10 protein-coding genes are annotated in these 15,325 nt (G+C 70.2%); 1 reads left to right on the top strand and 9 read right to left on the bottom strand.

What is annotated here, in order from left to right; translation table 11 throughout:
• The first annotated feature begins 17 nt into the window (after positions 1-17).
• On the top strand, positions 18-1,055 hold the full coding sequence (locus FBZ89_RS22895) for an AraC family transcriptional regulator (protein ID WP_145752481.1): 1,038 nt from the start codon (positions 18-20) through the stop codon (positions 1,053-1,055).
• Here FBZ89_RS22895 and FBZ89_RS22890 read toward each other — a convergent pair.
• From FBZ89_RS22890 to FBZ89_RS22850, 9 genes are all read right to left on the bottom strand, one after another.
• The gene (locus FBZ89_RS22890; RefSeq protein ID WP_145752479.1) at positions 1,048-3,591 is read right to left on the bottom strand and encodes an EAL domain-containing protein; all 2,544 of its coding nucleotides are present in this window, start codon (positions 3,589-3,591) and stop codon (positions 1,048-1,050) included. The two genes, FBZ89_RS22895 and FBZ89_RS22890, sit on opposite strands and share 8 nt — an antisense overlap.
• A gap of 2 nt (positions 3,592-3,593) precedes the next feature.
• The gene (gene cheB / locus FBZ89_RS22885; protein ID WP_145752477.1) at positions 3,594-4,652 is read right to left on the bottom strand and encodes a chemotaxis-specific protein-glutamate methyltransferase CheB; all 1,059 of its coding nucleotides are present in this window, start codon (positions 4,650-4,652) and stop codon (positions 3,594-3,596) included.
• 12 nt (positions 4,653-4,664) lie between these two features.
• Positions 4,665-6,908, bottom strand: coding sequence for a hybrid sensor histidine kinase/response regulator (locus tag FBZ89_RS22880; protein ID WP_145752475.1), 2,244 nt, complete (start codon positions 6,906-6,908; stop codon positions 4,665-4,667).
• Between the two features lie 11 nt (positions 6,909-6,919).
• The gene (locus FBZ89_RS22875; RefSeq protein WP_186457516.1) at positions 6,920-8,536 is read right to left on the bottom strand and encodes a methyl-accepting chemotaxis protein; all 1,617 of its coding nucleotides are present in this window, start codon (positions 8,534-8,536) and stop codon (positions 6,920-6,922) included.
• 70 nt (positions 8,537-8,606) lie between these two features.
• Complete coding sequence (locus FBZ89_RS22870) at positions 8,607-9,257, bottom strand: chemotaxis protein CheW (protein ID WP_145752471.1); 651 nt, start codon at positions 9,255-9,257, stop codon at positions 8,607-8,609.
• Between the two features lie 3 nt (positions 9,258-9,260).
• Entirely contained in the window at positions 9,261-10,754 is a 1,494-nt protein-coding gene (locus FBZ89_RS22865; RefSeq protein ID WP_145752469.1) for a CheR family methyltransferase, read from the bottom strand.
• Positions 10,751-11,320, bottom strand: a complete 570-nt coding sequence (locus FBZ89_RS22860; protein WP_145752467.1) for a chemotaxis protein CheW — start codon at positions 11,318-11,320, stop codon at positions 10,751-10,753. The genes FBZ89_RS22865 and FBZ89_RS22860 overlap by 4 nt, the downstream gene beginning before the upstream one ends.
• On the bottom strand, positions 11,313-13,388 hold the full coding sequence (locus FBZ89_RS22855; RefSeq protein WP_186457515.1) for a response regulator: 2,076 nt from the start codon (positions 13,386-13,388) through the stop codon (positions 11,313-11,315). The genes FBZ89_RS22860 and FBZ89_RS22855 overlap by 8 nt, the downstream gene beginning before the upstream one ends.
• 13 nt (positions 13,389-13,401) lie before the next feature.
• Positions 13,402-15,156: a response regulator gene (locus FBZ89_RS22850; RefSeq protein WP_145752464.1), complete on the bottom strand. Its 1,755-nt coding sequence runs from the start codon at positions 15,154-15,156 to the stop codon at positions 13,402-13,404.
• Between the last annotated feature and the right edge of the window lie 169 nt (positions 15,157-15,325).

Raw genomic sequence — 15,325 nt, 5'->3', positions numbered from 1 at the left:
CTTATGGGTGGCGCCGCGTGGACAGGATCCTCCAGGACAAGAACAGCGTCGCCCCCTATTTCGTGGAGGCGGCGCTGGCCTGCGCCACCGCGCGGGGCCTGGACGCCGCCCCCCTGCGGCGCAAGGCCGGGCTGGATGGCGTGCCCCCCACTGGTGCCCCCACTGGCGCCCGCGTGCCGGTGACCACCTACGGCACGCTGCTGCGCCTGCTGGCCCAGGTGATGGATGACGAGTTCTTCGGCCTGGACCCCCGACGCATGAAGATCGGCACCTTTTCCGTCATCTGCCTGCTGGCCCTGGGGGGCCGCGACCTGGGCCGGGCCTTGGATCTGGCCTGCCGGGGCTATAACAGCGTGTTCGACGGCATGCGGGTGGGCGTGCGCCGCCAGGGCCGCCTGGCCTGCCTGGAGGTTCGCCCCATCGCACCCGGCGCCCCCTTGGCGCTCTTCGCGCAAGAGACGCTGATGACCTATCTGCACGGCTTGGCGTGCTGGCTGGTGCGTCGGCGCATCCCCATCGCCGCCGCCGACATCGCCCACCCCGCGCCACCGCATGCGGAGGAGTACAGGGTGCTCTACAGCTCCACCCTGCGCTTCGGCCAGGACGCCGCCCGCCTGTGGTTCGACGCCGCCCTGCTGGCCCTGCCGGTGGCGCAGGACGCGCGCACGGCCGTCACCTTTCTGAACCGCGCGCCGGAGAATTTCCTGGTGCGCTACCGCAACCCGGACAGCTACGCCCGGCGCGTGGCCCAGATGCTGGACCGCCAGCCGCCAGCCGCCTGGCCCGACTTCGACGCCGTGGCCCGCAACCTGCGCTGTTCCCCCGCCACCCTGCGCCGCAGCCTGCGGCAGGAGGGGCGGCCTTTCCAAAGCATCAAGGACGAAATGCGCCGGCGTATGGCCGAGGCGTCGTTGGCGGCGGGGACGGAACCCATCCCAGACCTGGCGGCGCGGCTGGGCTTCGCCGAGACCAGCGCCTTCCACCGCGCCTTCCGCAAGTGGACCGGCATGGCGCCGGGCGCCTTCCGCGCGGCCAGCGGTAAGCGCCTCAAATAAGCTTCGGGGCCGCCAGCAGGGACTCGATCTCCAGCGCCGGCACCGGGCGGCTGATGAGGAAGCCCTGCATCTCGTCGCAGCGCAGCAGGCGCAACAGCTTGGCCTGGTCCGCCGTCTCCACCCCCTCCGCCACCACCCTCAGGCCCAGGCTGTGGGCCAGCTGGATGATGGTGGAGACGATGGTGGTGTCTTCCGAGCTGGCGTCGATGCTGGAAACGAAGGCCCGGTCGATCTTCAGCGCTGTCAGCGGCAGGCGGGCGATATAGGCCAGCGAGGAATAGCCCGTGCCGAAGTCGTCGATATAGACTTGTACGCCCATTTCGCGCAGGGCCGCGATCTTGGGAATGCAGGCCTGGATGTCACGCATCAGCACGCTTTCCGTGATCTCCAGATCCAGGCAGGCGCGCGCCGCCTCGTCCCGGTCCAGGCGGGCCCTCATCCCGTCCACGAAATCATCACGCGCCAGCTGCAGGGCGGAAACGTTGACGGCGATGCGGGGCGGCTTCAGCCCCTGGGCCCGCCAGCATTGGAAGTCCGTCACCGCCTGGCTCATGACCCAATCGCCCATGTCGTGGATCAGGCCCAGCTCCTCCACCAGGGGGATGAACTCGGCCGGGCCCACGATGCCACAGCCAGGCTCATTCCAGCGGATCAGGGCCTCAAGGCCGATGACGCGGCCGTCGCGCAGGTCGATCTTGGGCTGGTAATGCAGCACATATTGCCGGTTTTCCAACGCGGTGCGCAGCTGGGTTTCGCGGCGCAGGGCCTGGGCCAGGCGCTTATTCATGCCCGTGGCGTAGAACAGCAGGCGCTCGCGCGTGTCCTTGGCCTTATTGAGCGCGATCTCGGCATGGGCGAACAGCGTTTCCCCATCCTCGGCATCGTCCGGGAACAGGGCCGCGCCCACCCGGGCGGACAGGCGCAGCCGCTCGCCGCCCGCCTGGATCAGGGTGTCGAAGCAGGGGAGAATCCTCTCCCGCACCAGATGCGCGACATCGCCCGCGCCCTTCACCTCCGGCAACAGCATGCCGAAGCAGTCGGCGCCGACACGCCCCACCGTGTCGGTGAGGGGGGCCGCGGCGGACAGGCGGCGGGCCACCTCGCGCAGCACCTCATCCCCGATGTCCAGGCCCAGGCTGTCGTTGATGCTGCGGAATCGCTCGACATCGACCAGGACCAAGGCCATCAGCCGCCGCTTGGCGCGCGCCCGCGCCACGTGCTGCGCCAGGCGGTCGGCGAACAGGCTGCGGTTCGCCAGACCGGTCAGCCCGTCGTACAGCGCCAGGTAATCCAGGCGCAGGGCCTTGTGCAGGTGGTCCAGCGCGAAGGAGATGTTGCCCGCCATCTCGCGCAGCAGGGCCATCTCCTGCGCGTCGAAGCGGTCGGTCTCCATGGCCGACAGGGCCATGACGCCCACGGGGGTCCGGTCCATCACCAAGGGCAGCACCAGGGTGGTCATCCCCTCGACACACTCCGCCGCCGCCACCGGCATCTGATCCCGCAAGGCGGAGGCGACGATGGTGTCCAGCGGGTGGCCCGCCCGTCCCGGCGCCAATTCCGGCTCTATCGGGGACAGCGCCGCCAGGCTCACGCCGTCGGCCGCCACGGGAACCACCCGCCCCTCCTCCACCAGGCCGATCCACGCCTGGTGGAACTGGCCCTGGCCGGTGGCGATGCGGCAGGCGTCAGCGAACAGCTGGTGCTGGTCGTGCACGCGAACGATCAGGCCGTTGATGCCGCTGAGCACCGCCTGGGCGCGGGTCAGGCGGGCGATGCGCTCCTCCAGCCGCAGGCGGTCGGTGACGTCGCGGGCGATGCCCACCAGGCCGGTGCCCTGGCCCTGTTCATCCACCACCGGTGCCACGGTGGCCGACACCCAGCGGTCCCCCAGCCGTCCCACCAGGTCCACCACCGCCTTGCCCGTCTGCAGCACCATGCGCTCTTGCGCCTCGACGGCCTCGGCCCGAGCCGGGTCCAGGAAATCGCCCACCCGCTTGCCCAGGCAGGCCACGGGGCTGTCCACGCCCAGGTCCCGGGCGGCGGCGCGGTTGACGCGCTGGAAGCGGTGGAGCCGGTCCTTGAAGAAGATGGCGTCCGGCATGCTGTCCATCAGGTGGTGCAGCAGCCGCTGCTCCTCCAGCAAGGCGCGGTGCAGCTCGCAATGCTGCACCGCCTTGTCCACCACCCGGCGCAGTTCCTGCGGATCCCAAGGCTTGGTGATGTAACCGAAGATCTGGCCCTTGTTCACCGCCGCGACCACGGCGTCCAGGTCGGAATATCCGGTGAACAGGATGCGCGGCGCGTCCGACAGGCGGCTGGCGATGCCCAGGAACTCATGGCCGCTCAGGCCCGGCATGCGCTGATCGGAAATGATGGCCGACAGGTCGGGCTCATGTTCCAGCAGCTTCAGCGCCGCCTTGGGCGAGGTTTGCAGCAGGACGCGAAAGTCATCCTCAAGCAGGTCTTCCATGGCCGCCAGTACCTGGGGCTCATCATCGACCACGAGGATGGTTTTCGCGTTCTTGCCCTCGGGCATGGCTACTTCCCCTCCACCTTTCGCGCCAGCGTGAGCAGCCGGGCGGCGATATCGTCCGGCTTCAGCACGGCGGTGGCGCCACCCAGGGCAATGGCCGCCCCGGGCATGCCATGGACGATGCTGCTTTCCTTGTCCTGCGCGAAGGTGACCGCACCCGCGTCGCGCATTTCGCGCAGTTCCATGGCGCCGTCCACGCCCATGCCGGACAGCAGCACGCCCACGGCGCGGGCCCCGTGCACCCGCGTGACGGAGCGGAAAAAGTGCGACACCGCCGGCCGGGCGCTATTCTCCGGCGCGCCGTGGTCCAGCTGGATGGTCCCATCGAGCCCCAAGCCCATATGGGCATTGTCGGGCGCCAGGTAGAAGTGCCCCGGGCGCGGCACGTCGCCCGCCTTGGCCACCTGCACCGGCAGGGCCGACCCGCTGGCCAGCCAGTCGGCGAAACCGCCCACGAACCCGGGGGAGATGTGCTGCACCGCCAGCAAGGGGATGGGGAAATCCGCCGGCAGGCCGGCCAGGATGGCCTGCAAGGCCACGGGGCCGCCGGTGGACGCGCCGATGGCGACGACGGCCGGCCGCGTGCCGCCCGGCAAGGCGGCCTCCGGCATGGGGCGGGCCACGGGTTCGCGCGGCAGTTTGGACGGGTTGGCCCAACGCCGCACCACCTTGACCTCGGCCATCAGGCGCACCGTCTGCGCCAGTTCCGCCGCCTCTATGGCCTGACGGGGATGGCCCACGCCCACCGGGCGGTGGACGAAGGCCACGGCGCCGGCGTCCAGGGCGCGGAAGGTCGCCGCAACGTGGTCGCTCATGGTGCTGCTGACCACCACGATGGGGCAGGGCGTCTCTTCCATGATGCGGCGGGTGGCGGCCAGGCCACCCAGGCGCGGCATGTGGATGTCCATCGTCACCACGTCGGGGCGATGGCGGGCCACCGCCTCCACCGCCTGCACACCGTCGACAGCGATGGCCACCACCTCGATGTCGGGTTCTCCCGACAGGATGGAGACCAGATATTCACGTAGCGTGGGTGAGTCTTCGGCGACAACGACCCGGATCATTAGAGGCTTTCCTTAGACCAAATGACTGACGATTTGCAGCAGGTTGCCCTGGTCGAAACTGTCCTTGACCAGGTAGGCGTTGGCACCGGCATCAATTCCCCGTTCCTTGTCCTCGCGTGAGCCCAGCGAGGTGATCAGCACCACGGGCAGCTCGGCCAGCTTGGGGGTGCCGCGCACCTTGGTGGTCAGCTCGAAGCCGCCCATGCGCGGCATCTCCACATCCGACACCAGCAGATCGAACTCCTCCCCGCCGGTCAGGGCGGCCCAGGCGTCCACCCCGTCCACCGCGGTGCGCACCTGATAGCCCGCCGCCTCCAGCAGGTTCTTGAACAGCGTACGTGCAGTGATGCTGTCTTCTGCAATCAATATGGACTTTTTTCGCGAGACGGCCACCATCGGTCGCACGGTCGCGGACGCCTGGGCCGCCCCCGCCAGCAGATCGGGAATGTTCAGGATCAGCGCCACCTCGCCCGTGGCCAGCACGCTCGCGCCGGTGACGTAAGGTGCCCGGGCCAGTTGCGGACCCAGGCTTTTCATCAGCACTTCCTGCTCATCGCGCACGCGGTCGACGATGAAGGCGGTGGCCTGGCCCCCCCGGCTCAGCACCGCCACGGTATAGTGGCTGGGCGGCGCCTGGTTGCCGCGGCTGGGTGGTGCCAGGCCCAGCACGTCGGCCAGCCGCACCAGGCCCAGGGTGCGGCCATCCAGCACCACGGTCTCACGGTTCTCCACCGTGGCGATGGCGCCCAGGGCCACGCGCGCCACCCGTTCGACCCCGCCGGTGGGCAGGATGAAGCAGGCGCCCTCCACCTCCACCAGCACCCCGCGGAAGCTGGCCAGCGTCACCGGCAGGCGGATGCGGAAGACGGTGCCCAGGCCCACGGTGGATTCCACCGCCAGGCCGCCGCCGAGCCTTTCCACCTTCTCCTGCACGATGGGCAGGCCCAGGCCCCGGCCGGACACGTCGGTCAGCAGGCCGCTGGTCGACAGGCCGGACCGGAAGGCCAATGCGCGGGCCTCATCGTCATCCAGGGCCGCCGCGGCCGCCGCCGACATCAGGCCCTGTTCCGCGGCGGCGTGGCGCAGGCGCGTCACGTCGAAGCCGCCGCCGTCGTCGGCGATGGCGATTTCCGCCCGCCCCGCCTCCGTCTGGGCAACGGTGATGGCCAGCGTCCCGCGCGGGGCCTTGCCCCGGGCCTCGCGCGCCTCCGGCGGTTCGATGCCGTGGGCGATGGCGTTGCGCACCAGATGCAGCAGCGCGTCCTTCATCTCTTCCTGGATGCGGCGGTCGATTTCCAGGTCCCCGCCCCGGATGATCAGCTCGACCTCCTTCCCCTCGGCCCGGGCGAGGTCGCGCACCAGGGGGGCCATGGGGTCCAGCAGGGCGGACACCGGCACCATCAGCACCTGCTTGGCCTCATCCAGCAGGCTGTCCAGCATCTTGCCCAGGATGCGCAGATCCTGGCGGCCGGCATTGGCCAGTTGGGCGATGCGGCCGGACAGCCAGCGCAGGGTGTCGCCCTGCTGCTTCAGCAGGCGGGCGGCGGGGCCGTCCTCCGCCTCCTCCAGCCGGCGGCGGGCGCGCTCGTGTGAGCGCACGCGCTCCGCCACCTCCGACGCCAGCCCGCCCAGGTCGGCCACCTGGCGGCCGGCCGCCAGGCGGGCGGACACCAGCTCCTCGGCATGGCGCAGCAGCGTGTCGACCTTGGAGGTGGCGATACGCAGGGTGGGGCGGCTGCCGACGCGCGGCGCGTCCGCGGGGGCATCGGCCGGCACCCCCTCTTCCGGCGGGGGCGGGGCCGCCGGCGCCGTCCGGGCGGCGGGCTCGGGCGGCACGGCGGCCTTGGCCACCGGCGCCCGCCCCTCGGCATAGGCCTCCAGGGCCGAGACCAGGGCGTCCTGGTCGGGCCCGGCCACCACGCTGCCGTCCAGCAGGCCGCGCACCCGGGCATAGCCCTGGTGCAGCAGGTCCATGCCGCCGGGCGTCAACGCCAGCCTGCCCCCCTTCAAGGCGGCGAAGACGCTTTCCATGGCATGGCACACAGCCACCACCGCGCCCAGGTTCACCGCACGGGCGGCGCCCTTCAGGGTGTGCACCTCGCGGAAGGTGGTTTCCACCAGCTCCTGCGCGCGCTCACGCGGGGGGGACTGCTCCAAGGCCAACAGTCCGGCGGCGATGGCGGAGAGGTGCTCCTCCGCCTCCACCTCGAACATGGCCAGCAGCCTTTTCAGGAGCTGATCGTCCGACTGGCTCATGGGGCCGGTCCTCAGGCCTGGTACTGGCCGGTGACGGTCTTCAGTTTGTGTCCCAGCTCGTTCAGGTTCTGGGCGGCGGTCTCGGCCTGCTTGGTGGCGTTCATGTTCTGCATGCTGGCCTGCTTGATGTTCTCCATGGCCAGCGCCACCTGGTCGATGCCCACCTGCTGCTGCTGGTTGGACGCGGCGATCTGGGTGGCGGCCTGGGTCGCCACGGCGATGCTCTGGGCCAGGCGGTCGATGGCCTCGCCCGCCGCCACCGACTGCTTCACGCCGTTGTCCACCGCCTTGCTGCCCTGTTCGGCGGCCAGCACGGCCGTGGCCGTCGCCTTTTGGATGTCGCCCAGGATGGAGCGCACCTGGGTGGTGGCCTGCTTGGACTGTTCGGCCAGGCTGCGCACCTCCTGCGCCACCACGACGAAGCCCTTGCCCTGCTCACCGGCGCGCGCCGCCTCGATGGCGGCGTTGACGGCCAGCAGGTTGGATTGCTCCGCCAGGTCGTTCACCGTGGCCACGATCTCGCCGATGGCCTGGCTCTGCTCGCTCAGCTGCATGACCGCCTCGGCGATGGCCATGATCTGCTCGCGCACACGGGTGATGCCCTCGATGGACTGCTCCACCGCCTGCTTGCCGTTCTGGGAGATCTGGGCCGTGTTCTGCGCCGTCTGCGAGACATACAGCGCCTTCTCGCTGGACACCTGGGAGGTTTTCTTCACCTCCTCCATCGTGGCGCTGGTCTGGGCCAGGGCGGTCGCCGTCTCGGCGGCACTGGCCGCCACCTGGGCGGTGATGGTGACGATCTGGCTGGACGCCGTGCCCAGGACGTTGGTGCCGTCGCGCAGGTCGCGCATCAGCTGGCGCAGGGTGCCGGCCATCGCGTGGAAGGTGCGCCCCAGGCTGCCCACCTCGTCCGCCCGGTCGCTGACCTCGATCGCGCCCGCCACCGTCAGGTCGCCGGCGCCGATGCGCTCCGCCGTGGTGGTGATGGTGCGCAGGGGGGTCGCGATGTTGCGACCCAGGAACAGGCCGGCCACCACGACGAAGACAGCCGCCACCAGGGTGCCGACGCCGATGACCAGCACGGTGCTTTCAGCGCTGGCCGCCGCCGCCGCCTCCCGCGCGCGCAGCAGCTCGCCCTCGCCCGCCTGCATGGTGGCGACGATGCGGCGGATGTCGTCCATCGACTGCTTGCCCCGGTCGCTCAGCACCACGGCCTTCGCCGGCTCAAATCCCTGCAGGCGGCGCAGGTCGATGGTTTCCTTCAGTTCCGCCACCTTGTCCTTGAGGGGGACGCGCAGGCGTTCCAGGTTCTGCTGCTGCACCGGGTTGTCCAGGGTCAGGGTCGCCACCGTCTGCAACGCCTGCTCCATGGTGTTCTGGCCCTGCCGGTAGGGTTCCAGATACCGCTCCTCACCCGTGATGAGATAGCCGCGCTGGCCCGTCTCCATATCCTGCACCGCGGTCAGCAGGCTCAGCAGCCGCGCCTGGACCTCATAGGAATGGGAGCGCAGGGTCGTGGTTTCCGTCAGCTGGCGGATGTTGCCGTACGACGTGGCAGCCACCACGAGAAGAATGAACAGGACGCTGCACAAGCAGATCCAGATTTTCATTCCGACAGAGTACTTCATGACCGGCGCTCCCGAGGGGCTGTGCGTGAACGGTGGACTGTTTCGAGGAGGGATGGACGATGGCAGCGGCTTAGCCCGAGCGGGCGGCGGACCTGCCCTCGACGGTGAGATCCGGATCGGCCAGCAGGCGCTGGGCATCCAGCAGGGCGAGATGGGGTGGCACGACGCCGACGAGGTAATGGCGCTGGCGCCCGGTGACGACGCTGGGCGGGGCCTGCACCTTGGCGCGGGGGATGCGGGAGACGCCGGCGATGGATGTCACCAGCAGGCCCAGGGCGCCCCCGCTTTGGCCGGGCGCCTGCGCCTGGCCCAGGACAACCACGCGGCGCAGCTCCGACGATGGAACCGCGCCCAGATCCAGCAGGCGGCCCAGGTGGACCAGCGGCAGCACCTGGCCGCGCACGGTGGTCAGGCCGGCGATGAAGGCCGGCGCCTTGGGCACGGTCGTCAGCCCGTTGAGGGCCAGCACCTCCGCCACCGCCGCCGTCTCGAAGCCATAACGCTCCTGCCCCACCGTGAATTCCATGTATTCCAGGATGTCGCCGTCATCCTCCAGCACGGGGGGCCTGGCCAGTTCCAGCCCGCGCCGGTGCAGGATGCGGCGCGTCGTCTCCTCATCCGGGACCCAGCCGCGCTCCAGCGCCGCCGCCCAGCCGGCCAGGCGGCGGTGGATGTCCCCCCAGTCGATGCTCCGCCCTTCGGCGGCCCGGTCCATGGCCATGCCTTAGAACTCCTCCCCCATGGCCTGACCCAGCGCCGCGTGGGCGTGGGCGGCCACGTCCATCAGCCGGCCCACCGTCATGCCTTCCAGATCCGGCAGGATTTCCTCCGGCCGGTGCCCTTCCAGCAGGCCCATGATGTTGCGGTAGTGCTTGCGCGCGTCCCGCATGCGGCCCTCGTTGCGGGCCAGGTTGGCCATGGCCAGGTGCGTGGCGATGGAGTGCGGCGCCAGGAACAGCGCGCGCTGCAGCGAGGCGGCCGCCGCCGCGGCGTCGCCCCGTTCCTGCTGGATCATGGCCAGCAGATGGTGCGCCTCGGCGCTGACCCGGTTGTGGGCCAGCACCCCCTGGCACCAGTGCGCCGCCTCCGCCAGGCGGCCCTGGTTGGCGTAGCTGCGCGCCAGCAGCAGCATGGCGGCGTCATCCGCCGGCGCGAAGGCCAGCCGCGCCTCCAGCTGTTCCACCGCCTCGCCATAGCGCCCCTGGTCGTAAAGGGAACGGCAATGGTCGAGGCTGGGCACAGGGGGCTTGACGGCGACGATGGGCGGGGCCGCCACCGGCAGGGGCGCCGGTTCCGGCACCGAGGGCAGCGGCAGGACGGGGAAATGCTGGGTGACGGGCGCCAGGGGCGCGGCATGCGCCGGCAGCGGCAGCTTACGGTACACGGTGGCGCCCTCGAAGGGCACAAAGGTCAAGGGGGCGAACATGGGCGGGGCGCCATCGACGGAACTGGGCAGCAGCCAGCCGTTATCGACCAGCGACCGCGCCAACCGCCGTACCACCCGGTTCGCCTGCGCGCCGTTGAAATACATCAGCACGTTTCGGCATAGGATGACGTCCATGGCGTTGGTGTTGCTTTCCAGCGCCGGATAGGGGTCGTCCACCAGGTTGTGGTAGGAGAAGGTGACCATGCGGGCGATGTCGGGGCTGATACGATAGCGCCCACCCGGCAGGGCGGTGAAATAGCGGGCCCGCATGGCCGGATCCACGCCGCGGAAGGACCATTCGCCATAGACACCCTCCGCCGCCCGCCGCAGGAAGCGGGGGTTCACGTCGGTGGCCAGCAGCGTGACGGTCCAGTCCGCCCGGTCGGGCAGCAGCGTGTCCAGCAGCATGGCCAGGCTGTACGCCTCCTCCCCGGTGCAGCAGGCCGCGCTCCAGATGCGCAGGGACAGCAATCCCTTCGCCCGCCGCTCGGCGATCAGGTCCGGCAGGATCTTGCGGCCCAGGGCCTCGAAACTTTTGGGTTCGCGGAAGAAATAGGTTTCCCCCACGGTCAGCTGGCCGGCCAGGGCCTCCAGCTGCGCCCGGTCGGGGCCTCCCGCCGCCAACCAGTGCTGCACGGCCGCCAGGGTGCTGGGATAGCCCAGTTCCACCGCCGCCCGTTCCAGGCCGCGTTCCATGTCGGTCCAGCGGTCGGCCGGGAAGTACAGCCCGATGCTGGCGCTCAGCCGGTCCGACATGGCGGCCAGCAGGTTCTCCGGCAGGGTACGGTTCATCCGCCATCCCCCTGGGCGCCATCCCCCTGGGCGCCGTCCCCCTGGGCGCCGCTCCCTTCAGCGCGGTTCCCGGCCGCCAGCGCCCGGGCCAGCTGCTCCTCCTCCGCCACCGACAGGAAACGGTCCAGATCGTGGATCAGCAGCAGGCCATCCGACAGCCGCACCACGCCGACGATGGCGTCGTCCACACCGGGGACCACGCCCTGGGCCGACACCCAGTCGACCGGTGCGCCCGCCACCGTGCCCACCACGCTATCGACCAGCAGGACGACGGTACGGCGCAGGCCGCGCGCCACGATCATATGGTCGCTCAGCGACAGGGGGCGGCTGTCCAGGCCGAAGCGGCGGCGCACGTCCATGACCGGCACCACCTGACCTTGCAGGTTGATGACGCCGCGCACCAGGCCCGGCGCGCCCGGCAGGGGCGTCACCGCCACGGCCCGCACCGCCCGCTCCACCATGGCCAGCGGCAGACCATAGGCCTGGCCGTCCAAGTCGAAGCGCAGTAGGAAGGCGCCGGCGCCTTCCGCCGTGGCGGGACCCGAGGTCAAGCCCCGCTCAACCATGGGCGTCCCCTTCCCCATCCGGCAACCCCACCGTGGCGGCGGTCAGCAGCAGCTTTTCCAGATCGACGGGCTTGCTCAGGAAGACCTCCAGGCCCACGGCACGGCAGCGTTCCCGCTCCTCCGCCGTGACCCCGGCGGTCAGCACCACCAGGGGCGGCAGCGGCCGGTCGGGCGTACGCTGCAGGGCGCGAATCCGGGTCGTGGCCTCCAGCCCGCCCATGATCGGCATATGCATGTCCATGAACACCAGGTCGTAGGTGCCCGTGTCCACCGCCCGCACGGCGGCGGCGCCGTTGTCCACGATATCCACCTCATGCCCCACGCCGCGCAGGATGGTGGACACCAGGATCTGGGTGGACCGGTCATCTTCCACCAGCAGGATGCGGCGGCCGCCCCTGGCGCGGCCCGACGGGGCCTGGGCCTCGGCTCCGGTGAGCGGAGGCAGCGCCGCCGCCTCTTCCGCCGGCACGGCCAGCGGCAGTTCGAACCAGAAGCGGCTGCCCTGATCCGGCACGCTCTCCACCCCGATGCGCCCGTCCATGTGCTCCACCAGGCGGCGGCAGATGGCCAGGCCCAGGCCCGTACCGCCGAAACGGCGGGCCGTGGTCTCGTCCACCTGGCTGAATTCCTCGAACAGGCCGGACAGCCGCTCCGGCGGGATGCCGATGCCGGTATCGGTCACGGATACCCGCAGGCGCGACGGCGCGCCCCCCAGGCCAGCCGGCGGCGGCAGCACCTCCGCCGTCAGGCTGACGCTCCCGGCCTGGGTGAACTTCACGGCGTTGGTCAGCAGGTTCAGCACCACCTGGCGCAGCCGGGTGGGATCGCCCATGATCTTGGCGGGCAGGGCGCTGGTCACGGCGGAGTTGAACGCCAGGCCCTTGCCGCTGGCCGAGGGGCGCACCAAGGCGATGCAGTCGTCCACCAGGGTGCGGAAATCCAGGGGCAGGCTTTCCAGGGTCAGGCGCCCGGCCTCGATCTTGGACAGGTCCAGAATGTCGTCCAGCAGGCCCAGCAGGGCGCGCCCCGCCTCCGCCTGCAAGGTCAGCAGGCGGTGCCATTCGCCGGGGCTGACGCCACCGCGCAGCAGCAATTCGGAAAAGCCGATGACGCCGGTCAGCGGCGTGCGCAGTTCATGCGCCACGGTGGCCAGATAGCGCGACTTGGCCTCGTTGGCCATGTCGGCGGCCTTGCGCGCGGCCAGCAGGTCGCGGGCCGTGGCCGCCAGATCCTCCGTCCGCTCCGCCACCCGGCGCTCCAGCGTGGCGTGCGCCTCGCTCAAGGCCTGTTCCGCCTCCTTCGCCGCGGTGATGTCGCGGGCGATGGTGACCAGGCCCTCGGTCGCCCCCTCGCCGTCCTTGAAGGTGGAACGCACGACCGAGTACCAGCGACGGCGCGATGGCGCCTCCGCCGAAGCCGGGGCGTCCTGCTGGATGTCGGTGACCGTGATGCCGGCTTCCAGGGCCGCCTGGTCCGCCGCCTCGCGGCGCGCCGCTTCCTGGGCCCCGATCTCCTGGTCCGTGCGGCCGACCAGGTCGTCGGGGTTGTCCACGCCCAGGGCCTTGGCATGGGCCACGTTGCTGCGCAGGTAGCGCAAGTGCTTGTCCTTGAAGGCGATGGGATCCGGCACGCTGTTCATCAGGTGCGACAACAGCAGCCGCTCCTCCGCCAGGGCGCGGCGGACGGCGCAATGTTCCGCCGCCTCGCGAATCAGGCGGCGCAGCCGGTCGGGCGTCCATGGCTTGGGCAGATAGCCGAAAATCTGGCCGGCGTTGACGGCGGCGCCCAGGGCGTCGATGTCGGTGTAGCCGGTGATCAGCACACGGGTGGCATCCGACAGTTCGCGCGCCCAGCGCAGGAATTCATGGCCGGCCATGCCCGGCATACGCTGGTCGGAAATGATGACCAGGGGGGCGATGTCGTCGCCCTCCAGCATCGCCCGGGCCTTCAGCGGCGACGTGCTGGTCAGGACATAGAACTCGTCCTCCAGCGCGTCGGCGACCGCCATAAGCACCTCCGGCTCATCGTCGACCACCATGACGGTGGGCAGCTCCTGGGCGATCATCATGGTTCCCCCGGCATCATGCTTCCCCCGGCGTCGCATGCGCCGTTTGCGCAGGGTCTGGCAGGGTCGGCGCGCCGGCGGACGCCCCGTCCATGGGGATCTCGATCACCACCTCCGTACCCCGCCCCTCGTCACTATGGAATTCCAACCGCCCCCGGTGGCGCTGGATGATGCTATAGGAAATGGAAAGGCCAAGGCCAGTCCCTGACCCCACGGGCTTGGTGGTGAAGAACGGCTCACAGATGCGGTCGCGGATGGCAGCGGGGATGCCGTGGCCGGTATCCCGCACGGACAGGCGGAACATGGCCCCGTCCCGGCCCGTCGCCAGGGTGATGGTGCCCGTGTCTTCGATGGCGTCGATGGCGTTGCCCACCACGTTCATCAGCACCTGGTTCAGCGGCCCCGGCTGGCAGGTGATGCGCTTGGGCCCCTCATACCGCCGCTCCACCGTGATTCGGTCGGACAGCTTGTGCTGCAGCAGGGTCAGCACCGATTCCAGGCTGTCCTCGATCTCCACCTCCTTCACCTCCGCCTCGTCCAGGCGGGAGAAGGTGCGCAGCTTCACCACCAGGTTTTCCACCCGGTCGATGCCCAGGCGCATGGCGTCCAGCCGTTGGCGCATCTTGTCCAGGTCGCGGGCGCCCTTGTCCGACAGGTGGCCCTGCACCTCCGGCGTGATGGTCTCCAGGCAGCGCAGCACGGTGCCCAGGTGGTTGCCGACGAAGGCCAGCGGGTTGTTCAGCTCATGCGCGATGCCGGCCACCAGCGCGCCCAGCGAGGCCATCTTGGCCGCCTGCACCAGCTGCGCCTGCGTGCCCTGCAGTTCCTGGTACGCCTGCGCCAGCTCGGCGTGCGACCGCTCCAGCGCCTCCGTCATGGCGGCGCGCTCCTGGGCGATGCGCCGTTCGTCGCGCGTGCGCTCCAGCTCCAGCTCCTTGTCCCGGAATTCGCCGCTGATGCGCAGGTTCTCCTCATGCAGGAACTTGCGGCGCAACAGGGCGCGGATGCGGGCCTTCAGGATCTCGCTCTCGCCGGCCTTGCCCACGAAGTCGTCGGCCCCCGCCTCCAGGCCGCGCATCATGTCCTCTTTGTTGTCGCGGGAGGTCAGGATGATGATCTGGAACAGGCGGTCATGCTGGCGGCGCATCCGGTCCAGGTGCTGGCACAGCTCCGTGCCGCTCATCTCGGGCATGACCAGATCGACCACGACGCAGTCGAACTTCTCCTCCGCCATGCGGGCCAGCGCCTCGCGCCCGCTGGACACGCCGATCACCTCGTGCCCGTCCTCCTGCAACTGGGCGGTGATGAAGAAGAGATAGGTGGGGCTGTCGTCCACCACCAGCAGGCGGCTCTGGCGGATGTCCACCGGCGCCTGGACCACCGCCGCCGTGGTCTTGCGCAGCAGGGCACCCACCCGGCTCAGCAGGATGTCGGTGTCGACCGACTTGGGCACATAGGCGTCGGCGCCGCTGTCGTAGCCCTGGCGTTCCCGGTCGGCGGCGTGACTGTCGGTCAGCATCAGGACCGACAGGCCGCGCGTGCGCATGTCCATGCGCACCCGGCGCACGAACTCGTCCCCGTTCATGCGCGGCAGGTGGTAATCGACGATGGCCAGGTCGGGCATTTCCCGGCCCAACTGCTCAAGCGCGCTTTCGGCGTCGCCACAAACGGTGACGGACCATCCCTGGCGTTCCAGCATCATCTGCAATTGCAGGGCCTGCGTCGGCGAATCCTCGACCAGCAGGACGCGATGCGCGGACCCGCCCGTCATGGGCCGGCCCAGACCGCCGCCACCCGCGCGGCGACCCCTCGCTGATCCGTCATTTCCGTCTCCAGGCCGGAACCCACCACGCACTGCCTTTTCCGGGACATCCCCCGTCCCACCTTGGTTAGCGGGGCCATATTGGTTAACTGGGAAAGTGCCGGTTTCTCGAACCGTT

It is taken from the genome of Nitrospirillum amazonense (assembly GCF_007828045.1).
GTDB lineage: Bacteria > Pseudomonadota > Alphaproteobacteria > Azospirillales > Azospirillaceae > Nitrospirillum > Nitrospirillum amazonense_C.
Note: the sequence above shows the minus strand (reverse complement) of the source record. Positions and strands in the feature narration are given on the sequence as shown.

What these genes read in the sequence shown, in the direction of transcription:
- FBZ89_RS22890 (WP_145752479.1), bottom strand. Translation starts at nt 3,591, where the DNA reads ATGCCCGAGGGCAAGAACGCGAAAACCATCCTCGTGGTCGATGATGAG.
- cheB (WP_145752477.1), bottom strand. Translation starts at nt 4,652, where the DNA reads ATGATCCGGGTCGTTGTCGCCGAAGACTCACCCACGCTACGTGAATAT.
- FBZ89_RS22880 (WP_145752475.1), bottom strand. Translation starts at nt 6,908, where the DNA reads ATGAGCCAGTCGGACGATCAGCTCCTGAAAAGGCTGCTGGCCATGTTC.
- FBZ89_RS22875 (WP_186457516.1), bottom strand. Translation starts at nt 8,536, where the DNA reads ATGAAGTACTCTGTCGGAATGAAAATCTGGATCTGCTTGTGCAGCGTC.
- FBZ89_RS22870 (WP_145752471.1), bottom strand. Translation starts at nt 9,257, where the DNA reads ATGGCCATGGACCGGGCCGCCGAAGGGCGGAGCATCGACTGGGGGGAC.
- FBZ89_RS22865 (WP_145752469.1), bottom strand. Translation starts at nt 10,754, where the DNA reads ATGAACCGTACCCTGCCGGAGAACCTGCTGGCCGCCATGTCGGACCGG.
- FBZ89_RS22860 (WP_145752467.1), bottom strand. Translation starts at nt 11,320, where the DNA reads ATGGTTGAGCGGGGCTTGACCTCGGGTCCCGCCACGGCGGAAGGCGCC.
- FBZ89_RS22855 (WP_186457515.1), bottom strand. Translation starts at nt 13,388, where the DNA reads ATGATGATCGCCCAGGAGCTGCCCACCGTCATGGTGGTCGACGATGAG.
- FBZ89_RS22850 (WP_145752464.1), bottom strand. Translation starts at nt 15,156, where the DNA reads ATGACGGGCGGGTCCGCGCATCGCGTCCTGCTGGTCGAGGATTCGCCG.